This is a genomic window from Lapillicoccus sp. (assembly GCF_025353065.1).
GTDB lineage: Bacteria > Actinomycetota > Actinomycetes > Actinomycetales > Dermatophilaceae > Lapillicoccus.
This window is the reverse complement of the sequence record NZ_JANXRJ010000168.1, coordinates 1-23,465: the sequence shown is the minus strand read 5'-3', so window position 1 is coordinate 23,465 and position 23,465 is coordinate 1. Positions and strand designations below refer to the sequence as shown.

General features: G+C 71.9%; 18 protein-coding genes. 13 read left to right on the top strand and 5 right to left on the bottom strand.

Annotation, left to right across the window (positions count from 1 at the left end):
• Window positions 1-19 precede the first annotated feature (19 nt).
• Window positions 20-1,651 (bottom strand): multiple monosaccharide ABC transporter ATP-binding protein, encoded by a 1,632-nt coding sequence (gene mmsA / locus Q0R63_RS13380; RefSeq protein ID WP_295698069.1) that lies wholly within the window; start codon window positions 1,649-1,651, stop codon window positions 20-22.
• Between the two features lie 349 nt (window positions 1,652-2,000).
• Here mmsA and Q0R63_RS13375 point away from each other — a divergent pair, with 349 nt between their 5' ends.
• The 6 genes from Q0R63_RS13375 to Q0R63_RS13350 all read left to right on the top strand — a co-directional run bounded on the left by Q0R63_RS13375 (window position 2,001) and on the right by Q0R63_RS13350 (window position 8,933).
• Window positions 2,001-3,026: a LacI family DNA-binding transcriptional regulator gene (locus tag Q0R63_RS13375; RefSeq protein ID WP_295698065.1), complete on the top strand. Its 1,026-nt coding sequence runs from the start codon at window positions 2,001-2,003 to the stop codon at window positions 3,024-3,026.
• Window positions 3,027-3,070: 44 nt separating this feature from the next.
• Window positions 3,071-3,472 carry a MauE/DoxX family redox-associated membrane protein gene (locus tag Q0R63_RS13370; RefSeq protein ID WP_295698062.1) on the top strand — a complete coding sequence of 134 codons (402 nt, stop codon included), beginning with the start codon at window positions 3,071-3,073 and terminating at the stop codon, window positions 3,470-3,472.
• Window positions 3,473-4,005: 533 nt separating this feature from the next.
• Window positions 4,006-5,772 carry a proline--tRNA ligase gene (locus Q0R63_RS13365; protein WP_295698059.1) on the top strand — a complete coding sequence of 589 codons (1,767 nt, stop codon included), beginning with the start codon at window positions 4,006-4,008 and terminating at the stop codon, window positions 5,770-5,772.
• Window positions 5,769-6,557 (top strand): HAD family hydrolase, encoded by a 789-nt coding sequence (locus Q0R63_RS13360; RefSeq protein WP_295698057.1) that lies wholly within the window; start codon window positions 5,769-5,771, stop codon window positions 6,555-6,557. The genes Q0R63_RS13365 and Q0R63_RS13360 overlap by 4 nt, the downstream gene beginning before the upstream one ends.
• A gap of 49 nt (window positions 6,558-6,606) precedes the next feature.
• Window positions 6,607-7,356 carry a TSUP family transporter gene (locus Q0R63_RS13355; protein WP_295698089.1) on the top strand — a complete coding sequence of 250 codons (750 nt, stop codon included), beginning with the start codon at window positions 6,607-6,609 and terminating at the stop codon, window positions 7,354-7,356.
• A 35-nt stretch (window positions 7,357-7,391) separates the two neighbouring features.
• Window positions 7,392-8,933, top strand: a complete 1,542-nt coding sequence (locus tag Q0R63_RS13350; RefSeq protein WP_295698055.1) for a phospholipase D family protein — start codon at window positions 7,392-7,394, stop codon at window positions 8,931-8,933.
• Window positions 8,934-8,943: 10 nt separating this feature from the next.
• On the opposite strand, the gene Q0R63_RS13345 is transcribed toward Q0R63_RS13350, so the two are convergent.
• Together Q0R63_RS13345 and Q0R63_RS13340 are read right to left on the bottom strand one after the other, a co-directional pair.
• A complete protein-coding gene (locus tag Q0R63_RS13345; RefSeq protein ID WP_295698053.1) occupies window positions 8,944-9,870 on the bottom strand; it encodes an alpha/beta hydrolase in 927 nt (308 codons plus the stop codon).
• A 207-nt stretch (window positions 9,871-10,077) separates the two neighbouring features.
• Complete coding sequence (locus tag Q0R63_RS13340) at window positions 10,078-12,081, bottom strand: thioredoxin domain-containing protein (RefSeq protein ID WP_295698050.1); 2,004 nt, start codon at window positions 12,079-12,081, stop codon at window positions 10,078-10,080.
• Between the two features lie 231 nt (window positions 12,082-12,312).
• Here Q0R63_RS13340 and Q0R63_RS13335 point away from each other — a divergent pair, with 231 nt between their 5' ends.
• Genes Q0R63_RS13335 through Q0R63_RS13325 form a run of 3 tightly spaced genes read left to right on the top strand, consistent with a single transcriptional unit; the run spans window position 12,313 to window position 15,955 of the window.
• Window positions 12,313-13,626, top strand: coding sequence for an ATP-binding protein (locus tag Q0R63_RS13335; RefSeq protein WP_295698047.1), 1,314 nt, complete (start codon window positions 12,313-12,315; stop codon window positions 13,624-13,626).
• Window positions 13,623-14,327: a LuxR C-terminal-related transcriptional regulator gene (locus Q0R63_RS13330; protein WP_295698045.1), complete on the top strand. Its 705-nt coding sequence runs from the start codon at window positions 13,623-13,625 to the stop codon at window positions 14,325-14,327. The genes Q0R63_RS13335 and Q0R63_RS13330 overlap by 4 nt, the downstream gene beginning before the upstream one ends.
• Entirely contained in the window at window positions 14,324-15,955 is a 1,632-nt protein-coding gene (locus Q0R63_RS13325) for a hypothetical protein (RefSeq protein ID WP_295698042.1), read from the top strand. Before Q0R63_RS13330 ends, Q0R63_RS13325 begins: the two co-directional genes overlap by 4 nt.
• 29 nt (window positions 15,956-15,984) lie before the next feature.
• Here the strand turns inward: Q0R63_RS13325 and Q0R63_RS13320 are convergent, their stop codons facing one another.
• Window positions 15,985-16,929 carry an aminoglycoside phosphotransferase family protein gene (locus Q0R63_RS13320; protein WP_295698039.1) on the bottom strand — a complete coding sequence of 315 codons (945 nt, stop codon included), beginning with the start codon at window positions 16,927-16,929 and terminating at the stop codon, window positions 15,985-15,987.
• Entirely contained in the window at window positions 16,926-18,164 is a 1,239-nt protein-coding gene (locus Q0R63_RS13315; RefSeq protein WP_295698036.1) for a DUF4439 domain-containing protein, read from the bottom strand. Before Q0R63_RS13315 ends, Q0R63_RS13320 begins: the two co-directional genes overlap by 4 nt.
• A 67-nt stretch (window positions 18,165-18,231) precedes the next feature.
• On the opposite strand from Q0R63_RS13315, the gene Q0R63_RS13310 reads away from it, so the two are divergent.
• The 4 genes from Q0R63_RS13310 to infB all read left to right on the top strand — a co-directional run bounded on the left by Q0R63_RS13310 (window position 18,232) and on the right by infB (window position 23,389).
• Window positions 18,232-18,855, top strand: a complete 624-nt coding sequence (locus Q0R63_RS13310; protein WP_295698035.1) for a ribosome maturation factor RimP — start codon at window positions 18,232-18,234, stop codon at window positions 18,853-18,855.
• A complete protein-coding gene (gene nusA / locus Q0R63_RS13305) occupies window positions 18,845-19,909 on the top strand; it encodes a transcription termination factor NusA (protein ID WP_295698033.1) in 1,065 nt (354 codons plus the stop codon). The genes Q0R63_RS13310 and nusA overlap by 11 nt, the downstream gene beginning before the upstream one ends.
• 73 nt (window positions 19,910-19,982) lie before the next feature.
• Window positions 19,983-20,342 (top strand): YlxR family protein, encoded by a 360-nt coding sequence (locus Q0R63_RS13300; RefSeq protein ID WP_366521133.1) that lies wholly within the window; start codon window positions 19,983-19,985, stop codon window positions 20,340-20,342.
• A 152-nt stretch (window positions 20,343-20,494) separates the two neighbouring features.
• Entirely contained in the window at window positions 20,495-23,389 is a 2,895-nt protein-coding gene (infB, locus tag Q0R63_RS13295; RefSeq protein WP_295698028.1) for a translation initiation factor IF-2, read from the top strand.
• Window positions 23,390-23,465: the final 76 nt, after the last annotated feature.

Genomic DNA, 23,465 nt, shown 5'->3' with positions numbered 1-23,465 from the left:
AGGGGTCTTCGTCGGGTGCTCATGAGGCGATCTCTCCGTGCTCGACCTCGGCGACCGAGATCTCGCCGCCGGCGCCCCCGTGCGAGTTCTTCGTCATCAGTCGCATCAGCGACTCCTGGTCGGCGTGGCCCTTGTCGAGCACCCCGGTGATGGCGCCCTCGCAGATCGTGTAGATGCGGTCGGAGATGCCCAGCAGCTCGGGGAGCTCGGAGGAGACGACGATGACGCCCTTCCCCTCGGCGGCCAGTCGCTGGATGATGCCGTAGATCTCGAACTTGGCCCCGACGTCGATGCCGCGGGTGGGCTCGTCGAGGATGAGCAGGTCGGGATCGGTGAAGAGCCACTTCGACAGCACGACCTTCTGCTGGTTGCCGCCCGAGAGCTTGCTCACGCCCTCGTCGACCGAAGGGGTCTTCGTGCGCAGCTCCTTGCGGTACTCCTCAGCAAAGCGGTACTCCTCGGGCTCGCTGACGACGAAGTTGTGAGTGATCCGTCGCAGGTTGGCGGCCACGGTGGTCGTCTTGATGTCGTCGAGCAGGTTGAGACCGAGCGTCTTGCGGTCCTCGGTGACGTAGGCGATGCGGGCCTTGATCGCGGCGTCGACGCTCCGCAGGGTGAGCTCCTTGCCGTCCTTGACGATCGTCCCCGAGACGTAGATGCCGTAGGACCGCCCGAAGATGCTGCGCATCAGCTCGGTGCGCCCCGCGCCCATCAGCCCGGCGAAGCCGACGATCTCGCCCTTGCGGACGAAGAACTCCTCGCCCTTGCACACCATCCGGTCGCTCACGGACGGGTGCCGGACGGTCCAGCCGTGCACCTCGAAGAACTTCTCACCGATGTGGGGCGTGTAGTCGGGGAAGCGAGACTCGAGGTCACGGCCGACCATGCCCCGGATGATCCGGCCCTCGTCGACGCCGTCCTCCTTGACCCGCAGCGTCTCGATCGCCTTGCCGTCGCGGATGATCGTGATCGCGTCGGCGATGTATTCGATCTCGTTGAGCTTGTGGCTGATCATGATGCAGGTGACGCCCTTGGCGCGCAGGCCGGAGATGAGGTCGAGCAGGTGCTGCGAGTCGGAGTCGTTGAGGGCCGCCGTCGGCTCGTCGAGGATGAGCAGCTTGACGTTCTTGGAGAGCGCCTTGGCGATCTCCACGAGCTGCTGCTTGCCGACGCCGATGTCCCTGATCTTGGTGTCGGGCTTCTCGGCCAGGCCGACCCGGGCGAGCAGCTCGGTCGCCTTCTGGCGGGTGGCCAGCCAGTCGATGGCGCCGCGCCGGGTCTGTTCGTTGCCGAGGAAGATGTTCTCGGCGATCGACAGCCCGGGGATGAGCGCGAGCTCCTGGTGGATGATGACGACGCCCGCGTGCTCGCTGTCGCGGATGTTGTTGAAGTGGACCACCTGGCCCTCGAAGACGATCTGGCCGCCGTCGGCCTGGTAGACGCCCGAGAGCACCTTCATCAGGGTCGACTTGCCGGCGCCGTTCTCGCCGCAGATGGCGTGGACCTCGCCGCGCCGCACCGTCATCGAGACGTCTGACAGCGCCTTGACGCCGGGGAACTCCTTGGTGATCTCGCGCATCTCGAGGATGACGGATCCGGGAGGGGCGGCCGGGGCGGCCGGTGGTCCCGAGGGACCGGGGGTGATGCTCATCGATCAGCATCCTTTCTGTGGCGGCGTCATTGCGCGTCCAGTCGCCGAGTGTGGCGCACCCTGCCCGGAACTCGGCAGGGATTGGTCGGCCGAGGCCGTCACAAGGCGATAACGATTGACATCGTTGTCAGACAACGCCTCAACTCTAGACCCTCCCCAAGTGGTTGATGTGTCAAGTTATCAAATCGTTGGACGAACGGACGAGGCACCAATCGGCCGCCCGGGACTGCCGATTCGGCGTGGGCTCGCTTGACGCCACCCACCGCGACCCCGATAGTTGCGTCCCATGTCAACGTTGTCAGGGGGACCCCCCCCGGGACGACCCTTCACGCGCCCCTCCCGACCGACGATGGCCGATGTCGCCCGGCAGGCGGAGGTGTCGATCAAGACCGTCTCCCGGGTCGTCAACGACGAAGAGGGTGTCCGCCCCCAGACGGCCGCGAAGGTCCGCGCCATCATCGAGACCCTCGGCTTCCACCGCCACGAGGGCGCGAGCATGCTCCGCAAGGGCCGGTCCACGAGCATCGGGCTGATCGTCGAGGACCTCGGCAACCCGTGGTACTCCCAGCTCGCCGCCTCGATGGAGCGCGAGGCCCGCAGTCGGCAGCACTTCCTCCTCTCGGTCTCCGCGGAGGGCCTGCCCGAGCGCGAGGCCGAGCTCGTGGACGCCCTCGTCGCCCGCCGCGTCGAAGGGCTCGTCGTCGTCCCCGCTTCGAGCATCCCGAGCGAGGCGATCCGCAGGGCAGCCCTGCAGCTGCCTGTCGTCTGCGTGGACCGGCCGCTGCCAGGACTGCATGCCGACACCGTGCTCAGCGACAACGACGGCGGCACCCGCAGCGCGGTCGAGCACCTCGCTGCCCACCGCCACCAGCACCTCGGCTTCCTCGGCGACGACGCGGCGATCTGGACCGCCCAACGCCGTCATACGGCCTTCGTGCAGTCCTACGACTCGCTCGGGCTGCCCGGCCGACCCCGCACCGCGCTCGGTCCGTATGCCGCCGGTGAGGTCAGCGACATCCTCCAGGAGTGGTGCAGCGGAACGGCCCCCGTCACCGCGGTCCTCACGAGCAACAACCGGGTCACCCTCGCGGTCATCGTGGCGGTGCGGACCCTCGGGCTCGACCTGGTCGTGGTCGGCTACGACGACTTCGAGCTCGCCGAGTTCCTCGACCCCCCGATCACCGTGGTGCACCAGGACCCGGCGGCCCTCGGCGAGCGCGCCGTGCAGCAGATCTTCGCCCGCCTCGACGGCGACGACGCCGAGCCGCGCACGCTGGTCCTGCCGACGCGGCTGATCGTGCGCGGCTCGGCGCGTCGGGCCGCCCGCATCGGTGAGGGACGCAGCGGCGACAGGGCGCGGCATACCGCGTCGTGACGGTCTGCACGCTCGGTGGGCACGGGGCGTGGTCTCATGGGGCCATGGCCACGGTCCCCGCACTCACCAAGGACGTCATCGGGCTGGCGAGCGCGTTCCTCGTCTCGGGCGTCATCCACCTCGCGCGTCCGCAGGTCTTCGAGCCGACGATCCCGCGGCAGCTCCCCGCGCCGAGGCAGCTCGTCTACGTCTCCGGCCTCGTCGAGATCGCCTGTGCTGTGGGCATATTCGTGCCCAGCACCCGCCGGTATGCCGGCTGGGCCAGTGCCGCCCTCCTGCTCGCCGTCTGGCCCGCGAACGGCCAGATGCTCGCCACCGCCCACGTCCGCGCCCAGCGCGACCCGGCCGACACGCGCAAGCAGGTGGAGCGCGGCGTGATGCTCGCCCGCCTGCCCCTGCAGATCCCGCTCATCCGGACCGCCCTCAAGGCCGCCGGCCGCGTCTGAGCACCCGCCGCCTGCCCCCGCCATCCTCGGGGGGTGATCGGGTGGAGATGACCTTGTCAGGGCGTGGTCATCTCCACCCAATCACGGACCGATTCCGCTGCGGTCGCGCGTCGCCGCGCTCTCCGTCAGCGGACGGCGCAGTCAAGACGGCGGCATCGGCGCGGTACACCACTCCAGCCGCGGCCGCTCAGGAGAGAGCCGACCTCGACGGCGAGGGTGCACGGCGTCACGACGACGTCGCTCCAGGAGGCCGGCAGCGTCGTCAGCCCTCACCCAGACCGTCCCGGACCCGGCGCCCGTCGCGGATCTGCTCACTCGCGCTGGAGTGAGAGGCGAGGCCCTGCAGCTCCACAGGCCAGCCTCCGTCGTGGGTGATCGGGTGGAGATGACCACGCCCTGACGAGGTCATCTCCACCCGATCGTGAACGAGCGCCGCGGGGCCCGCGAAACCGAGGTGAGCGGCATACCGGCGCACGGATATCCTCGGGACGCCCCACCAGCCGACCTCAACCCACCTCCCGAGGAGCCCCACCGTGGCCATGCGCATGTCGAGCCTGTTCCTGCGAACCCTTCGCGAGGACCCGGCCGACGCCGAGGTGCCGAGCCACCGGCTGCTCGTGCGGGCCGGCTACGTGCGGCGGGTGAGCCCCGGGATCTACACCTGGCTGCCGCTCGGCCTGAAGGTGCTGCGGCGCGTCGAGGAGATCGTCCGGCAGGAGATGGACGCGATGGGTGCGCAGGAGCTGTTGTTCCCCGCGCTGCTGCCGCGCGAGCCCTTCGAGACGACCGGCCGCTGGACGGAGTACGGCCCCAACATCTTCCGGCTGCAGGACCGCAAGGGCGCCGACTACCTCCTGGGGCCGACGCACGAGGAGCTGTTCACCCTCGCGGTCAAGGACATGTACTCGTCCTACAAGGACCTGCCCGTCACGCTCTACCAGATCCAGACGAAGTACCGCGACGAGGCGAGGCCGCGCGCCGGGGTGCTGCGCGGGCGCGAGTTCGTGATGAAGGACTCCTACTCCTTCGCCGTCGACGACGCCGGGCTCGACAAGGCCTATGACCAGCACCGTGAGACCTACATCCGGATCTTCGACCGGCTCGGCTTCCACTACGTCATCGTCGCGGCGATGGCGGGCGCCATGGGCGGCAGCAAGAGCGAGGAGTTCCTCGCCACCGCCGAGAACGGCGAGGACACCTACGTGCACTGCCCCCAGTGCGGGTATGCCGCGAACGTCGAGGCCGTCCGGGTCCCCGCCCCGCCGGCGCTCGACTTCACCACTACGCCTGCGGCACGTGCCGAAGACACCCCGGACACCCCGACGATCGCCAAGCTGGTCGACGTCCTCAACGCTCGCTTCCCGCGCGACGACCGCGCCTGGGCGGCCGGTGACACGCTGAAGAACGTCATCGTCAAGGTCACCCATCCCGACGCGAGCACCGAGGTCGTCGCCATCGGTCTCCCCGGGGACCGCGACGTGGACGAGAAGCGCCTGGAGGCCCAGCTCGAGCCGTCGACCTTCGAGGTCTTCGACGACTTCCCGTCGGTGCCCCAGCTCGTCAAGGGCTACATCGGTCCGGGCGTGCTCGGCGCCGAGAAGGACGCGAAGGTGCGCTATCTCGTCGACCCCCGCGTCGTCGACGGCACCGCGTGGGTGACCGGCGCCGACGTCCAGGGACAGCACGTCCTCAGCCTCGTGATGGGCCGCGACTTCACGGTGGACGGCACCATCGAGGCCGCCGAGGTGCGCGTCGGCGACGCCTGCCCCAACTGTGGACACGCGCTCGAGGCGGCCCGCGGCATCGAGATGGGCCACATCTTCCAGCTCGGACGCAAGTATGCCGAGGCGCTCGGTCTTAAGGTCCTCGACGAGAACGGCAAGCTCGTGACCGTGACGATGGGCTCCTACGGCGTCGGTGTCTCGCGCGCCGTCGCCTGCGTCGCCGAGGGCAACCACGACGAGCGCGGACTCATCTGGCCGCGCCAGATCTCCCCGGCCGACGTCCACGTCGTCGCGACCGGCAAGGACGAGGAGGTCTACCTCGCCGCCGAGGACATCACCCGTGGCCTGGAGGCAGCCGGGCTCGTGGTCCTCGTCGACGACCGCCGCAAGGTGAGCCCGGGCGTGAAGTTCAAGGACTCCGAACTGATCGGCGTGCCGACGATCGTCGTCGTCGGGAGGGGCCTGGCCGAGGGGGTCGTCGAGATCAAGGACCGCCGTTCGGGCGAGGGCCGCAGCGTGCCGGTCGAATCCGCCGTGGCGGAGATCCTCGCCGAGGTGCGCGGGACCTCGGCGTGACGGCGAGTGAGGCGGGCGGCAGCGGAGGCAGCCGCGACGTCCGTGCGGTCATCTTCGACTGGGGCGGCACGATCACGCCGTGGCACACCGTCGACCTGGCCGAGCAGTGGCATGCCTTCGCCCGGGCTTATCACGTGGACGACTCCGGCCTCGCGCTCGCCTTGGCCGAGGCGGCCTTGGCCGCGGAGGACGCCGGCTGGAAGCGCGGCCGGTCCGACAACTCGTCGGCCCGCATCGAGGAGATCATCGCGGAGGCCGGCATCGCGGTCGGGGACCCGCGGACGACAGCCGCGCTCGCGGCATACCGGGCGTTCTGGGAGCCTCACACCTGGACCGACCCGCACATCAAGCCCCTCTGGGAAGGGCTCCGGGACAGGGGAATTCGGGTCGGCGTCCTGTCCAACACGATCTGGACCAGGGACTACCACCGGGACGTCTTCGCTCGTGACGGCGTGCTCCACCTCGTCGACGCCGACGTCTACTCGAGCGAGACCCCCTGGGTGAAGCCGTCGCCCGAGATCTTCCTCCATGCCGCGCAGCAGGTGGGGGTGGAGCCGGCGGCGTGCGTCTACGTCGGTGACCGCTCCTACGAGGACGTCCACGGGCCGCAGTCCGTCGGGATGCGCGCCATCTGGGTGCCCCACAGTGACATCCCCGAGGACCAGCAGGTCTCCGTCGAGGTCACCCCGGACGCCGTCGCGCACGAGCTCATCGACGTCCTGGCAATCGTCGACGGGTGGCTGGGCGAGGGACAGCCCGGCGACGAGGCGTCGACCTCCCGTTGACCGGCCCGTGACCGCCCTCCAGGACCCTTCGGTCCTGACCCTGATCCTGATGGGTCTAGCCGGCCTGCTCGCCGGCTGGGTCGACGCGGTCGTCGGCGGCGGGGGACTCGTCCAGCTGCCTGCGCTGCTGCTCGGCCTGCCCGGCGCGAGCCCGGCCCAGCTGCTCGCGACCAACAAGTTCGCCGGCGTCTTCGGCACGGCGACGAGCTCGATCACCTACTACCGCCGGGTCCGGCCCGACCTGCGCACGGCCATCCCGATGGCCGCGGTCGCCTATGTCGGGGCGATCATCGGAGCCCTCCTCGGCCTGCACATCCCTAAAGCGGCGTTCAACCCGATCATCCTGTCCTGCCTCGTGATCGTCGGTGCCTACACCTTGTTCAAGCCGCGACTCGGCGAGGCGACGTCGCTGCGCTGGGAGGGTCCTCGGCATACGCTCGCGGCCGTCCTGACCGGCTTCGTCATCGGTATCTACGACGGGGCGCTGGGGCCCGGCACGGGGTCGTTCCTCGTCTTCGCCCTCGTGGGGCTGATGGGCTATGCCTTTCTCGAGGCGAGCGCGAAGGCCAAGATCGCGAACGTCGCGACCAACCTGGGAGCCCTGACCGTGTTCGCCCCCGGCGGCCACATCGTGGTGAAGGTCGGCATCGTGATGGCCCTGATGAACCTCGTCGGCGGCTACCTCGGTGCACGGACGGCCGTCCGACTCGGGAGCGGCTTCGTCCGCACGGTCTTCGTCGTCGTCGTGGGTGCCTTCATTATCCGGATCTCGTTGCAGCTGCTGGGGATCTGGTCCTGAGGGCTACCTGTCTCCTGGCTGGCTAGGATCGTCGGATGGATCCGAGCGACTGGTTCATCTCGGCGGCCGAGCGGGGCAACCGCTCGACCCGTCTGGACGCCCGCCACCCGCGGGGGCAGGCGTGGACCGACGGCAACCTCGTGCGCCCGCTGGTCCACGGCGGCACCTACTTCGCCGAGCTGCACGCGCGCGTCTCGGCGATGGGCGACGGTGACCTCCTCCTCTTCGTGGACTGGCGCGGTGACCCTGACGAGCGGCTCCTCGGCGACCCCGGCAGCGAGGTCGGGACCCTCCTGGCCGCCGCCGCGCGACGTGGGGTCGACGTCCGCGGCCTCGTCTGGCGCTCCCACTGGGACCGGCTGGCTTTCTCCGGGAAGGAGAACCGTCACCTCGGCGACGAGATCAACGAGGCCGGCGGGGAGGTCGTGCTCGACATGCGCGTCCGCACGGGCGGGTCCCACCACCAGAAGTTCGTGGTGCTGCGCCATGCCTCCCGCCCCGAGGACGACATCGCCTTCCTCGGGGGCATCGACCTCTGTCACAGCAGGCGCGACGACGCGCAGCACCACGGCGATCCGCAGCGCCAGCCGATGGCCGCGGTCTTCGGGTCGAGGCCTCCCTGGCACGACATCCAGCTGGCCATCACCGGGCCTGCGGTCGGCGACGTCGAGACCGTCTTCCGCGAGCGGTGGGACGACCCGCAGCCGCTGAGCCGTTCTCCGCTGCGGCGCCTCGGCGATCGTGTGCGCGGAGGCGACACCGACTGCTCGCCGCTTCCCCTGCAGCGGCCCGACCCCGCGCCGACGGGGCCGCACCCCATCCAGCTGCTCCGCACCTACGGCCGCCGCTTCGGCGGTTACCCCTTCGCGCCCCGGGGTGAGCGCAGCGTCGCGCGCGGCTACACGAAGGCGCTGCAACGGGCGCGCCACCTGATCTACGTCGAGGACCAGTACCTCTGGTCGGCCGAGGTGTCGTCCGTCTTCGCCGAGGCCCTGCGCCGCGAGCCCGCGCTGCACCTCGTCGCCGTGCTGCCCCCGGTGCCTGACCAGGACGGGCGGCTCTCCAAGCCTCCCAACCTCATCGGTCGACAACGCCTCCTGGACGACCTCGAGGCCGCCGGCCCGGGACGCGTCTCGCTCTACGCCATCGAGAACGCCCAGGGGACACCGGTCTACGTCCACGCCAAGGTCTGCATCGTCGATGACGAATGGGCCTCCGTCGGCTCCGACAACTTCAACCGACGGTCCTGGACCCACGACTCCGAGGTGTCCGCGACCGTGGTCGACGCCGACTACGCCAGAGGGTTGCGCGAGCAGCTGGCGGCTGAGCACCTCGGCCTCGACCCGGATTCCCACGTCGCCCTCGCCGACCACGTCGCCGCGTTCGCGCGATGCGCATGCGACCTGGAGACGTGGCACCGCGCCGGCCGCCGGAGGCCTCGCCCGCCGGGCCAGCTGCGTCCGCTCGCGAGCCCCGACCAGAGCATGTTCACGCGGGCGTGGGCGACGCCGCTCTATCGCCTCGTCTACGACCCCGACGGACGTCCGCTCGACCTCAGGCTGCGTCGACGGATGTAGGTCGGCCGGCTCAACCCCGAACGGCCGGCGACCCGATCCCGACCAGCTCGCGCAGCACCGCCTCGAACGATCCCACGACGATCGACAGGTGCCCCTCGTCGGGGAGCAGGTGGGTGTGCGCGCCGGGCATCAGGTCGCTCAGGGCGCGCCCGTGGGCGAAGGGCACCATCTGGTCCTGCCCGCCCTGCCAGATCGACACCGGCACCGGGATGCTGGCGAGGTCGAAGCCCCACGGCCGCACGAAGGCGAGGTCGTCGTCGAGCCACCCGTCCACCGAGCCGTCGAGCGCGTCGTGGGTCGCGGCGGCGGTCTCGGTGCCCACCTCGCCGGTGAGGGAGGCGCGGTCCACGGCAGGCAGGAGGGTGTCCCACGCCGCCACCAGGGTGGTCGCGTCGAGGTCTGCGAGCGCCGGCAGCTCTGCTTCGAGGAAGGCGCGCAACGGGCCCTCGCCCTCCACCGCGGCTCCGAACTCGGCGATGTTGTCGGCGCCCATGCCGGCGAGGAAGTCCAGCCCGGGCACGTCGTGGGGGGCGACCCCGCACACGGAGGCCGCCGCCCGCACCCGGTCCGGGAGCAGCGCCGCGCAGGCCAGGGCGTGCGGTCCGCCGCCGGATACGCCTGCGGTGACGGCCTGCTCGACCCCGAGGTGGTCGAGCACGGCCGCGACGTCGGCCACGACATCGGCTACGGTGCGACCGGGCAACCGGCCGGAGGAGCGGTAGCCCGGCCGTGAGAAGGTGACGAGGCGGACCCCCACCCGTTGCGCCATCGCGATGACGGAGGTCATCGGCAGGAAGCTCTGCGGGGTGCCGTGGTGGAGCACGACGACGGGGAGGTCGTCGGCCCCGGCGACCGCGGCCTCGAGGGGGCGTCCGCCCACGTCGACGGCGAAGGTCCGCCAGGTCGTAGCAGCGCTGGGGAGGTCGGTGCTCGTCATCCCCGCAGGCTAGCTACGCCGCGTTGCGAGCCGTCCATCGGGCTCATCCGACACGCACCGCGGGCCCACAGTGGGCTCTCAGCCGCGGCGACCAACGTCATCCCCGTGGCGCCCCCGTGGTGACCGTGGGCCGATGACCTCCCCAGCTGGTCGTCGCTCCCGCCGGAACCGCGGGGACGCGCCCGCCAATCCGCTGACCGGCCTCGCTCAGGCCGGCCGCAGCGCCGTCTCGAGGTCGAGGGTCGTCGTCACCGGCAGGTCGCAGACGAAACCCCGGCAGACATAGGCCGCGGCCCCTCCCGCAACGAGCGGTCGCTGCGCGAGCAGGGGTATGCCGGGTGCGTCCGGCGCGCCCGCGACCACGACGAGGCCGGGGGAGACGGAGCGACGCGTCTGTCGTAGCAGGGCTGTTGCGTCAGCGCCGTCGCCGACCACGGCCACCTGCAGGGGGCCGGCTGCCCGCGCCTCGGCCACGGCCAGGGACCAGCCGGCGAATCGCGGTTCGCGAGCCGCCAGGCCCCCCGCGGTGTCGATCGCCGTGTCGGCCACCGCGAGGTAGTGCGGGTCTCCGGTGAGCGCACCCAGCATCAGGAGCGCGCCAGCGATCGCCGACTGACCAGAAGGCTCCGCGTTGTCCCCGGACCCGTGCGGGCGGGCGAAGAGGGCCTCGGCGTCGTCCGCCGTGTCGTGGAAGGCGCCAGCTTCCCCGGCCGCCCCCCGGTGGCCGAATCGGGCGATGGCGGTGTCGAGGAGCGACCGGGCGGCCGCCAGCCAGCGCGCGTCGCCGGTCGCCTGGTGGAGCACGAGCAGGCCCTCGGCGAGGTTGCCGTGGTCGTCGGCCACGGCCATCGCTGACCCGACCAGACCGTCGCGCGAGGACCTGCGGAGCCGGCCGTCCACGAGATGCGTCGCAAGCACGAACTCGGCGCACCGCCGGGCCGCCTCGACGAATTGCGGCTCGTCCAGCAGCGTCCCGACCTCGGCCAGCGCAGCGATCGCGAGCCCGTTCCACGAGGTGACCACCTTGTCGTCACGACCGGGCTGGGGCCGGGTGGCCCTGGCCGCGGAGAGGCGCCGGCGCAGGTCGGCCCAGGCCTCCTGCTCGTCGGGTCCGCTCGGGTCGACGAGCAGCTGGAGGGTGGAGGCCCCGTGCTCGAAGGTCCCGGCGTCGGTGACCTCGAAGAGCCGCGCAGCGACCACCGCGTCCTCGGGACCGAGGACGTCGGCGAGCTGCGCCGGGGTCCAGCTGTAGGTCAGCCCCTCGACACCGTCGGTGTCGGCGTCGAGCGCCGAGGCGAAGCCGCCCTCCTCCGTGCCGAGGTCACGGACGATGAACTCCGCTGTCTCCACAGCGATCCGGCGAGCGAGTGGGTCGGCGGAGGAGCGCCACCAGTGGGCGTAGACGCGGGCCAGCTGGGCGTTGTCGTAGAGCATCTTCTCGAAGTGGGGGACCACCCACGCGGCGTCCACGGCATACCGGGCGAAGCCGCCGTCGAGCTGGTCGTAGATGCCGCCCCGGGCCATCGCCTCGCAGGTGACGGACGCGAGGTGCAGCGCGGTCTCGTCGCCGGTGCGACCGTGGTGGCGCAGCAGGAACTCGAGGACCATCGACGGCGGGAACTTCGGCGCGCGGCCGAAGCCCGCGTGCACGGTGTCGAGCTGACCGGCGAAGGTCGCGACAGCTCCGGCGAGGGTCTGCGTGGTGATCGCCTCACCGGCCCGCGGGACCATCGCCTCGCGGATCGCCTCGGCGATCCTGGCACTGCTGGAGAGGATCTCGGCCCGGTTGTCCCGCCACGCCCCGGTGATGGCGGCCAGCAGCTGGAGGAGCTGGGCCCGCGGGAAGTAGGTCCCGCAGTAGAAGGGCTCGCCCTCGGGGGTGATGAAGACGGTCATCGGCCACCCGCCGTGACCGGTCGTCGCCGTCGTCGCGGCCATGTAGATCGCGTCGATGTCCGGCCGTTCCTCGCGGTCGACCTTGACGGCGACGAAGCCGGCGTTGATCGTGGCCGCGACCCCCGGGTCCTCGAACGACTCGTGCGCCATGACGTGGCACCAGTGGCAGGCCGAGTAGCCGATCGAGAGGAGGACCGGGACGTCGCGCTCGCGGGCCAGCGCGAAGGCCTCGGGCTGCCACTCCCACCAGTCGACGGGGTTGTCGCGGTGCTGCTGGAGGTAGGGCGAGGTAGCGGTGGCGAGGCGGTTGGTCACGGCCCCACGCTAGGCGAGGTGCACGGTGGCGCCGCGCGTGGTTCCGGAGGGGCCCCGGACTGCGGCCTGGATGTTGCCTGCCGATCCTTCCGGTGCAACAGCGCGCCAATCGGCCCCTGACGGCGATCCGCCGGTGCAGACTCCCCCGTCAAGGCCGCTGTGGCGGGACAGGACCGAGGTGGTGGAGGGCCGATGGCGGTTGATCGCGGTGCACGGGGCTCGTCCTCTCCGGTGACCGCCCCTCCTGTCGGTCGGGGCCGACGGGACGCACCGCTCCTGCCGTGGCGTCGGCTCGGGGGCGCACTGACGACGACCGCCGACGGTGTCGAGCTCGGGATGCTGCGCAGCTTCACGGGGTTGCGGATCGTCAACGTCGTGCAGACCACCCTCGCGGTCGCGACCCTCGCCAGCGTGTCGCCCCACCCGGCGCTCGACGTCGTCCTTCTGGTGGTCTTCGTCGTCGAGACCGTGCTCTTCGTCGCGCTCTGCCTGCGCGCCGGCACGGTACGCCGTCGCCGGCTCGTCACGGCCGACATCGTCTTCGGGGCCGTCCTGCTGCTGCTCCAGCCCCTCATCGCACGCGAGGAGCACCGGATCGGGAGCTGGGAGGCGTGGGGGTATGCCGTGACCCTCTCCTGCGCGCTGCTGGCCGGCATGGCCCTGTCCCGACGCTGGATGTGGGGCGCCGTGGTCGGTCTCTCCGCGGCATACCTCGTCGGCGGCTTGCAGGGGAACATGCTGAGCGGACAGCTCTGGTCGGCGCTGACCAACGTCTTCGGCTACGGAGCGTTCGCGCTCGTCGGGGCCGTGATCTCGGACTACCTGCGGCGCCTCGGCGCGGAGGCCGACCTCCAACGAGGGCTGGCGGAGCAGGCCGCGGCCGAGGCGGAACGCAACCGGGCCCGGATGGTCCTCCACGACACGGCCTCGCTGCTGACCCGGCTGGGTCGGGGCGCGGCGGACGACGCCGTGCTCCGGCGGCAGGCGACGGCCGGGGCCAACGCCGTCACCGCCTTCATGGCCGGCGTCGCGGGCCGCGAGGTGACGGATGGTGAGTCCCGTTGTCTCGCAGACGTCGTCGCGGACGCAGCCAGCGCCTTCGTCGACCTGCCGATCACCCTCAACCTCGACCTGGCCCGTGACATCGACCTCGACCCCGACCTTGTGCGGGTGGTCGGGGGCGCCGTGGTCACGTTGCTGCACAACGTCCGGCAGCACGCCCAGGCCGACAGCTGCGTCGTCCACGCGGACGCCACCGACGACGGCAGGTCCTGGGAGGTCACGGTCCGTGACGACGGGCGGGGCTTCGACCCGGCTTCGACCTCGCAGGGCTTCGGGCTCTCGCGGCAGGTGCGAGCCGCCGCCGAAGACGCCGGCCTGGGCGTCTCGGTGGTGTCGGGGCCGGACGAGGGGACGGTGGTCACCCTCTCGTGGTCGTCGCAGGTGACGACGGTGTCCGTGGGGGATGCGTCGGACGGCTCATCGCAACCCCCTGATCTCCTGGGTGGTGCCCGTCTCGAGGGTGCCGCCACGATCGGGGGATGACCCCCGTGCCCGTCTCCGGCCCCGACGAATGTCCTGGAGCACGACCCCGCGTGGTCTGCATCGACGACGACACGCCGATCCGCGAGGCCGTCCAGCACCTGCTGCCCGGGGTCGACGTCGTCGCCGTCCACCCCCGGGTCGAGACCTATCTCGCGGACCCGGTGCCCGTCGACGTCGTCCTGCTGGACCTGCTGCTGCTCGAGACGGGCGAGGCCGGCCTGCAGGGCGCGCGCGGCGTCGCCGCGGTCGCCGCCACCGGCTCGAAGGTGCTCATCTACACCAACGAGCGGCGCCGGGAGGTCCTCGCGGGCTGCTTCGCTGCCGGAGCGCACGGGATCGCCCACAAGTCGGACACGATGTCGGCGACGGAGCAGGCGGTCCGGGCGGTCGCCGCCGGCCGGCTCGTGCTGACCACGGCACTAGCCGGGCTCGCCGAGCTGCTCGCGCGACGTGGCGAGCTCAGACCGCTGTCCCCGCGCAAGGTCGAGGTGCTGCGGGGTCGGGCCCGCGGCGAGAGCTACAAGTCGATCGGGGCACGGCTGTTCATCGCCCCGGCGACCGCCGAGGAATACATGTCGGAGGTGTCGCGGACCTTCGCCGGCTTCCTCGGCGCGCACTCCGCGGCCGACCTCGAGCGCCATCTCGGGATCGGTCCGGGAGACCTGTTGGACCCGCTGCGGCCCCGGTCCGTGCCGTCATGAGCAATCCCGCCCTGAGCGACCCCGGCCTGGTCCAGGACATCGGGTGGGTCCTGGCCAACGCCCGGGAGCATGCCGCCGACCCGGTGCTGCGGACGGCCGCCGGCTTCGCGCGGGCCGGGAGGACCACGGTGCACCGAGCGCAGGTGGGACGCTGGGAGTCGGGGGAGACGGGGGCGTCCTACCGTCTCGTCCGGCGCTACGAGAACGTCCTGGGCCTCCCCAACGGGCAGCTGCTCCGAGCCATCGACTTCCTCGGCCGCGAACGGCACAAGGTGTCGGCCGTCCCCGTCCTGGCCCCTGCGCTCACGGATTCCTGGCTCGAGGACACCGACGCCCTGATCGAGCGGGCGTTGTCCACGGCGCCGATGTCGGGCGTCGACTGGGACAACCTGTCGGCGATGCTGGGGGCCCACCCCGACACCCTGCTCCGCAGCTCGGACTGGGGCGACCTGATGATGCGCTGCTCGCAGGAGACCGCGGTCCACGTCGGCCTCGAGTTCGCCCAGCGGCACGAGGCGCTCATCCGGTTGGCGGGGCACCCGCGCAGCGGCAAGGTCGTCGTCGAGCTGGCGGCTACGGTCCTGGCCGATCCGACCACACAGATCTTCTCCGAGGCCGTCGACCTCCTGCAGCACACCCACCATCCCCTGGGCGTGCCGCTGCTGCTCGGTGCGCTCGACAGCTCCCCGGCCGAGGCCGCGTTGTGGACCGTCCTCTACACCCTCACCACGATGGTCGACTCCGGGCGGGTCACGCTCGAGGACCGGATGCGGGCGGGCACCCACGCCCTCGACCTGCTCCGCCAGGACCAGCCGGTGCGGATCCACCGCGCCGCCGCCGACCTCCTGCGCGCCGTCGACCCGCCCACACGCCATCGCATCGTCTCCGCACTGCACGCCGACTCGCGTTCACGGATCGCCACGATCGTCCTCGGTGGGAGCGCCCGCCTGGACACGGAGGCCGCCCGCCTGGCCGCCCGCATCGAAGGCCGGCTGCAGGACACGATCGGGGTCGGCGCGAGGTGGGCCCCTCAGCTGCGACGACTGATCTCCCGCACGACCTCGGTCACCCACGACGACGCCCGTGGCAACGCGCTCGCGGTGCTCATGCTCTCGCCCCAGGGCCCCGCCGTCGGCGACGCGTATGCCGCGGAGCTGCGTCGCGCGCTCGCGCAGGGCCAGAGGGTGCTCGCCGACGACGCCCTCTCCGTCCTGTCCTGGCTCCTGCAGCCCGGCGACATCCCGACCCTGCTCGACCTCGTCGTCGACCCCGCGGGTGAGGTCGTGCCGGCCATGCAGGCGGCCATCGCGATCGGCAACTGCCGACCGGGTGCAGCGGCGATGTGGCGCCAGCAGCCCGATCGGCGGTCCGTGGTCGACCGCGACGAGATCTGCTCCCGGGTGTTCGCCAGCGCGCGGCTGCGGATCCCGACACCGGGGGCCGACCCGCGCAGCACGGCGCGCGGACACTGCTACCTCCTCGGGATGGCTTCGCGCACCGACCTCCTGGGTGAAATCATCCTGTCGGCGCGACAGCATGCGGAGGCCGGTTGCGCCGGTGCTGCCGAGTGGGTCATGGCCGCCCAGTGGTGGCACGACCGCCCGGAGTGGGCGCGCCCGATCCACTGAGTCGCCCGATCCACTGAGTCGCCCGTTCGTCAGTCGTTCATCGCCTTGATGATCGCCACCGCGACCCGGACCCCGTCCGACCCCGGCGGCTCGGCGAACGCGTTGTCGACCTCGCGCACGATCGTCCAGGCCCTCGCCCGGTCCTCGTCGATGCCGGCCGCCTCGCAGATGACCTCGAGCCGGCGGCGCAGCCCCCACCGGATCGACGACCCCGTGCCGAGCTCGCTGAACCGGTTCCAGAGCGCCGGCGCGACCTCGAACGCCGGATCGCCCGCCATCGGCTTGGGGTCGATGGCCAACCAGCCCTGTCGGTCGGCACGCAGGACGTTGGCGTAGTGGAGGTCCGTGTGGAGCAGCCGTGCGGTCGTCCCCGGCCTGCCCGACGGCTCGCTCGCGAGATCGCCCGCCAGGTCCCGGGCCAGGTGCCTGGCCTGGTCGACGAACCGCCGGGGGAGCGCGTCCGGGGCGGCGGCGTCGAGGGAGGTGAGGAGGCGCGCGGCATACGCGCCGAGGGTGGGGGTCCGGGGAATCGCCGGCGAGGACAGCTGGGCCAGCAGGCCGCCGATCACCCGGCACGCCTCGTCGATCTCGACGTCCATGAGGTCGGTGGGGTCGAGCCGCTCGAGCAGGAGAGCGAAGCGGCGGGGGTCGGCACGCAGCAGGCGCACGGCCCCCCGGCCGTCCCACTGACGCAGGGCGAGGTGCTCGGTGGCGGCCTCGGCGTGCGGCCACGAGACCTTGAGGGCGGCGGGACCGGCATCGGTCCGGACCGGGACGACGACCGCACAGTTCCCCGACCGGCTCGGGCCGGAGGGCGTCAGCCCCCACTCGCCGAGCAGGTTGTCGAGGAGCTGTGGGAGGCGTCGCAGCCACTCGGCTCCGGAGACGGCATACGGCTGACCGACCTCGAGGTCGGTGGGGGTGAGCGACGCGACGTGAGCGGCGAACTCGGCCGGGACGAGGGGGTCGCTCACGGGTAGGTCATCCCGGGGAATGGTGTGACCGCGACGCCCCAGGGGGTCCCGAGAGTGATGGCCTCGGCCTGCAGGCGCACCACCGCGCCGATGGCCCTCGACCCGATCGGCAGCGTCGTGAGGGGGTCCAGCCCCCGCGCGACGAGTCCGGTGAGGACGACGATCGCGAGTCGTCGCGCCTCGTCGGCGGTCGTCACGGGGAAAGGCAGGTCGTAGCCCAGGGGCTCCGGAGGGGCGGCCGCGGCCGCCGTGGTGACGAGCGCGGACTCCCGCTGCCGCACCTGCTGGAGCGTGGTGAGCGCCCCGGCGCGGGCGGCGCCCTGGAGGTGGGCGGCGACGATCTCGAACCCGTAGGCGACGGCGCGTGTGGCGTCGAGCAGCGTCAGGGTCTCGGCGGCCGGCAGCGCGTCGGACGCCGGCCAGGTGACCGTCGACCCCAGAGCGGTCGTCGCGGCGGCCCGGCAGGCCGCGACAGCCGTGAGCGTGGGCCGGTGCGGGGTGGTGGTCCGCGCGAGCACGTCGAGCGCCGGGCTCGTGAGGGCTGATGCCTCGGCCGCGGCGAGCTGGGCAGGGGTCGTCGGTGGTGAGGACCGGGAGGGGCCGCTGGCGCTCGACGACGGCGTCGAGCCGGGCGCTGGGGTGCCGCCGGGTGTCGGGGTGGCGCCGGGCGTCGGGGTGGCGCCTGGCGTCGGGACCGTTGCGGTGACCACCTGGTCCGGCACCCCGGCCCGGCGCAGCGCATCCCTCAGGACGAGCGACTGGGTGCGGTGCAGGGCATCCAGGCGGCGGGTGAGGTCGGTCGCCGGGGCCAGAGCCGCCGCGCCCCTGGCCAGGCGGGACGCGTCGTGGAAGGCGGTGAGGAGGACCTGCTCGTCGGGCACACGCTGCCGCGGGCGCGCGGTCCGCGGGTCGGGATCCGGGCCCCCGAACCGGATGCCACAGCCGGACAGCAGACCGATCCCGGCCGCTCCGGAGACCCGTGCCGCGGCTCCCAGGATCGTCCGTCGGGAGGGTCGGCCACGCCCGGGTGGTGCGTCGGACGGCATGCGGCCGATCATGTCACGCACCCCGGTTTGGCCGACCGCGGCGGCGAGCACCTCGGACGGGACGAAGGCCGGGGCAAGCGACGACGACGGCCCCGGCTGCCACCAGTGCCCGTCCGACGAGTGCTCGGACCGGACCGCAGAGGTCGGTGAGGCGGTCGTGTCGTGGATAGAGTGGGGAGGACGTGCCACGCCCGGTATGCGGCGTCGGCCGTCCTCCGCACGGAGTGCAGCACCCATTCGACAAGAGGGAGGAACCATGGCGGACGACCTGATCGCGTCCCGGCTGGAGCAGCCCCTCGCTGACCTGTCCCTCGTGCTGGACGACCTCACGGTGACCCCCGCCGGTCGGCGCCGGGTCGTGCGGGTGGTCGTCGACCGCGACCTGGGCGGGCTCGGCGCCGACGACGCGACGAGCGCGGTCGCCGGGCTCACCCTCGACGAGGTGGCCGAGGCGACCCGGGTCGTGGCCGACCTCCTCGACGAGGGCGACCTCATGGGCGAGGCGCCCTACACCCTCGAGGTGTCGTCCCCCGGGCTGGACCGCGCCCTGCGCGGCTCTCGGCAGTACCGGCGCAACGTCGGCCGACTCGTGGCCTTCGTGCTCGAGTCCGGTGACACCTTAACGGCGCGCATCACCGGGGTGAGCGGAGACCTCGTCACGGTGGAGCAGGACGCGACGAAGAAGACCGCCGCCGTTGTCCACAAGCTGCTGATCGAGGACATCACCTCGGCCCGGGTGCAGGTGGAGTTCTCCCGCAGGGATCCCGAGCCGGCTGGTGACGGCGGCGACGGGGAGGCCGACGAGGACGACGAGGACGACGAGGACGACGAGGCCGACGAGGCCGCTGCCGACGACGAGGAGACCGACGATGGACATTGACCTTGCGGCCCTACGGGCGCTGGAGCGTGACCGGGACATCAGTCTCGACATCCTGATCCCAGCGATCGAGCAGGCGCTGCTCGTCGCCTACCACCGCACCGACGGGACCTTCCGTCTCGCCCGGGTGGAGCTCGACCGCAAAACCGGCCACGTCGTCGTGTGGGCCCGCGAGGAGGGCGACCTGCTTCCCGCAGAAGAGGGCGAGCGGCCCCAGCGGGCCGAGGCCGGACCGGAGTTCGACGACACCCCAGGCGGATTCGGGCGCGTCGCCGCGGCCACGGCCCGCCAGGTCATCGTCCAGCGGCTGCGTGACCTCGACGACGAGGCGGTCCTCGGCGACTTCAAGGGCCGTGAGGGCGATGTCGTCTCGGGTGTCATCCAGCAGAGCTCCGACCCCCGGCACGTGCTCGTCGACTTCGGCACGGTCGAGGGCATCCTCCCCCTCGCGGAGCAGGTGCCGGGTGAGCGCTACCGCCACGGAGAGCGCCTGCGGTGCTACGTCGTCAGCGTCAAGCGGGGTCCGAAGGGCCCCCAGATCTCGCTCTCGCGCTCGCACCCCAACCTCGTGCGCAACCTCTTCAAGCTCGAGGTGCCCGAGGTCGCCGACGGCACGGTCGAGATCATGGCGCTGCAGCGCGAGGCCGGCCACCGGACCAAGGTCGCCGTCATCGCCAAGGTCCCGGGCGTCAACGCCAAGGGGGCCTGCATCGGGCCGATGGGCGCGCGCGTCCGCGCCGTCATGACCGAGCTCCACGGCGAGAAGATCGACATCGTCGACTGGTCGCCCGACCCCGCACGCTTCGTCGCGGCGGCGCTGTCGCCGGCTCGCGTCCTGTCGGTCGAGGTCGTCGACCCGGTGATGCGGGCGGCCCGGGTGACGGTCCCGGACTACCAGCTGTCGCTGGCCATCGGCAAGGAGGGCCAGAACGTCCGCCTCGCCGCCAAGCTGACGGGCTGGCGGATCGACATCCGGCCCGACATCCCGGCCGGTGGCGAGGGGTCCCCGACCAGCCCGGCTCGGGACGTCGCGGCCGGCGCCGTCCACGAGGACTGAACGCAGCGCCGTCCGCGAGGACTGAGCGTCCGGCGCGGGTGATCAGGGTGACCCGGACGGGGTAGACTGAACAGTGACCGACCGGACTGGACTCCGCGTTCGGCATGTTGACGCGGGTGTGGCGTCGTCTCGATCCGGGGTTCCGACCCGGAGTGGGCCGATCCGGACGTGTATCGGCTGCCGCAGCACGGATAGCTGGTCGGCACTCCTGCGAGTGGTTGCAGTCGTGGGGGAGGACGGTGGCCCTGTCGGCCTCGCCCCCGATCCGGCTCACCGGATGTCCGGGCGTGGTGCGTGGGTGCACCCGACGTCCGACTGCTTCGAGCAGGCCGTGCGCCGCAAGGCGTTCGTCCGGGCTCTGCGGCTGGCCTCCGGGCCGGACGTGGCACCCGTGGCGGCCCACCTCGATCTCCACCCGCACGACAACGCATGACCGTCCAGAGAACTGTCCGACGTACGCGACCAACCGAAAGCGGGTCAAGCGCTGATGAGCACCCGATGAGTACTCAGCGATGAGCAAGTCCCCCAACTAGGTCCGCACCTGCAGAGCTCTTTCTCGGGTCCGGGCCGCCAAGAAGGAGAAACGTGGCCAAGGTCCGTGTCTACGAGCTCGCCAAAGAGCTCGGTGTCGAGAGCAAGACCCTCCTCACTTATCTGAAGGAGAAGGGCGAGTTCGTCCGGTCGGCGTCGTCGACCATCGAACCCCCGGTCGTCCGCACCATCAAGGAGACCTTCCCCGCCGAGCTGCGGCCGAAGTCTTCCTCCCCCGCAGCCAAGCAGAGTGTCCCGGCGGGCAAGCCCGGTCCCCAGGCGCCTGCTGCTCCGCCCGCTCCGGCACCTGTCGCCGCCGCGCCGTCCGCACCCGCGCCCTCCCCCGTGTCGCCTGCGGCCCCTGTGGCCCCGGCCCCCGTGAGGGAGACCGCGCCCGCGGCCCCCTCCCCGTTCCGCGCGCCCGCTCCGGCCCCTGACGCCCCTGACGCTCCCGCCGCTCCGGTCGAGGTTCCGGCCGTTGCTGCGGTCGCGACGCCGAACGCCCCGGCCCCGACTGCCGTTCAGGCTCCTGCCGCCCGGACCGGAACCCCCGGGCCGTCCGCACCGCGGCCGGCTCCGCGCCCCGGAGCCCCGCGCCCCGGCAACAACCCGTTCGCCCCGAGCCAGGGCATGGGCCGCGAGCGTCCGCCGCGCGAGGGCGCTCCCCGTCCCGGCAACAACCCGTTCGCCCCCAGCCAGGGCATGCCCCGCCCGCAGTCCCGTCAGGGCGCTCCGGGTGCGGCCGGTCCTCGTCCCGCTCCCGGCTCCGCCGGCCCCGCCGGCCCGCGTCCGGGTGGCACCCGTCCCAGCCCCGGCATGATGCCGGACCGCTCTGCGGTCGGTCGCCCCGGCGCCCGTCCCGGTGGCCCTGGCGTCCGTCCCGGTGGCCCGGGCGGTCGTCCCGGCGGTCCCGGTGGCTCCGGTGGTCCCGGCGGCGCACCCGGCGGCTTCGCCGGTCGCCCCGGTGGCGGCGGTGGCTTCGCCGGCCGTCCCGGGGGCGGTGGTCGCGGCGCGACCGCCGGTGCCTTCGGTCGCGGTGGTGGTCGCCCGGTCCGTGGTCGCAAGTCCAAGCGCGCGAAGCGCCAGGAGTTCGAGCAGATGCAGGCGCCGTCCCTCGGTGGCGTGCAGGTGCCCCGCGGCGACGGCAAGACCGTCGTCCGGATGCGCCGCGGCGCCTCCATCACGGAGTTCGCCGACAAGATCAACGCCAGCCCGGCGGCCCTCGTGACCGTGCTCTTCCACCTCGGTGAGATGGCCACGGCGACCCAGTCGCTCGACGAGGACACCTTCCGTCTCCTCGGCAACGAGCTCGGGTATGCCGTCGAGGTCGTCTCCCCGGAGGACGAGGAGCGCGAGCTCCTCGAGCAGTTCCACATCGACCTCGACGCCGAGCTCGAGGCCGAGGGCGACGACGACCTGGAGATCCGTCCGCCGGTCGTCACGGTCATGGGTCACGTCGATCACGGCAAGACCAAGCTGCTCGACGCCATCCGGTCGGCCAAGGTCGCCGAAGGTGAGGCCGGTGGCATCACGCAGCACATCGGTGCCTACCAGGTCACCACCGTGTTCGAGGGCATCGAACGCCCGATCACCTTCATCGACACCCCGGGCCACGAGGCGTTCACCGCCATGCGTGCCCGTGGTGCCAAGGTCACCGACATCGCCATCCTCGTCGTCGCCGCCGACGACGGCGTCATGCCCCAGACCATCGAGGCGTTGAACCACGCCCAGGCGGCCAACGTGCCGATCGTGGTCGCGGTCAACAAGATCGACAAGGAGGGGGCCAACCCCGAGAAGGTCCGTCAGCAGCTCACCGAATACAACCTCGTGGCCGAGGAGTACGGCGGTGACACGATGTTCGTCAACGTGTCGGCGCGCAACGGTGACAACATCGACGGGCTCCTCGAGGCCGTGCTCCTCACCGCCGACGCCGCTCTCGACCTGCGGGCCAACCCCAACAAGGACGCCCGTGGTGTCGCGATCGAGACCCACCTCGACAAGGGCCGCGGCCCCATCGCGACGGTGCTCGTCCAGTCGGGAACGCTGCACATCGGTGACTCGATCGTCGCCGGCTCCGGTTACGGCCGGGTCCGCGCCATGCTCGACGAGCACGGCAACAACGTCACCGAGGCACTGCCGGCCCGTCCGGTCCTCGTCCTCGGTCTGACGTCGGTGCCGGGCGCCGGTGACACGTTCCTCGTGGCCCCGGACGACCGCACGGCACGCCAGATCGCCGAGCGCCGCGAGGCGGCCACCCGGGCTGCGTCGCTCGCCAAGGCGCGCAAGCGGATCAGTCTCGAGGACCTCAACGAGGCGCTCGCAGCCGGCAAGGTCGACACCCTCAACCTCATCCTCAAGGGTGACGCGTCGGGTTCGGTCGAGGCGCTCGAGGACGCGCTCCTGCAGATCGACGTCGGCAACGAGGTCGAGCTGCGGATCATCGACCGCGGCGTCGGGGCGATCACGCTCAACAACATCAACCTCGCGATGGCGTCGAACGCGATCATCATCGGCTTCAACGTGCGGGCCGAGGGTCAGAACGCCGACTTCGCCGAGCGCGAGGGCGTCGAGATCCGCTACTACTCGGTCATCTACCAGGCGATCGAGGAGATCGAGGCCGCCCTCACCGGCATGCTCAAGCCGGAGCACGAAGAGGTCACCCTCGGCGAGGCGGAGATCCGCGAGATCTTCCGCTCGAGCAAGTTCGGCAACGTCGCCGGCTCGATCGTCCGCTCCGGCCTGATCAAGCGGGGCACCAAGGCGCGGATCCTGCGCAACGGCACCGTGGTGGGCGAGAGCCTCGAGATCGCCGGGCTGCGCCGGTTCAAGGACGACGTCACGGAGGTCCGCGAGGGCTTCGAGTGCGGCATCAACCTCGGGTCGTTCAACGACCTGCAGGTCGACGACACGATCCAGACGTTCGAGATGCGCGAGAAGCCGCGCACCTGACGCGTCCCGCTCCGGCCCCACCACGCTGAGGTCGTGGTCTGGCGCTGAGGTCGTGGTGTGCACACCACGACCTCAG

Bases quoted from the DNA above. Each gene is read 5' to 3' on its own strand.
- mmsA (WP_295698069.1), bottom strand. From the start codon at position 1,651: ATGAGCATCACCCCCGGTCCCTCGGGACCACCGGCCGCCCCGGCCGCC.
- nusA (WP_295698033.1), top strand. From the start codon at position 18,845: ATGGACATTGACCTTGCGGCCCTACGGGCGCTGGAGCGTGACCGGGAC.
- Q0R63_RS13345 (WP_295698053.1), bottom strand. From the start codon at position 9,870: ATGACGAGCACCGACCTCCCCAGCGCTGCTACGACCTGGCGGACCTTC.
- Q0R63_RS13325 (WP_295698042.1), top strand. From the start codon at position 14,324: ATGAGCAATCCCGCCCTGAGCGACCCCGGCCTGGTCCAGGACATCGGG.
- Q0R63_RS13330 (WP_295698045.1), top strand. From the start codon at position 13,623: ATGACCCCCGTGCCCGTCTCCGGCCCCGACGAATGTCCTGGAGCACGA.
- Q0R63_RS13370 (WP_295698062.1), top strand. From the start codon at position 3,071: ATGGCCACGGTCCCCGCACTCACCAAGGACGTCATCGGGCTGGCGAGC.
- Q0R63_RS13375 (WP_295698065.1), top strand. From the start codon at position 2,001: ATGGCCGATGTCGCCCGGCAGGCGGAGGTGTCGATCAAGACCGTCTCC.
- Q0R63_RS13350 (WP_295698055.1), top strand. From the start codon at position 7,392: ATGGATCCGAGCGACTGGTTCATCTCGGCGGCCGAGCGGGGCAACCGC.
- Q0R63_RS13310 (WP_295698035.1), top strand. From the start codon at position 18,232: ATGGCGGACGACCTGATCGCGTCCCGGCTGGAGCAGCCCCTCGCTGAC.
- Q0R63_RS13355 (WP_295698089.1), top strand. From the start codon at position 6,607: ATGGGTCTAGCCGGCCTGCTCGCCGGCTGGGTCGACGCGGTCGTCGGC.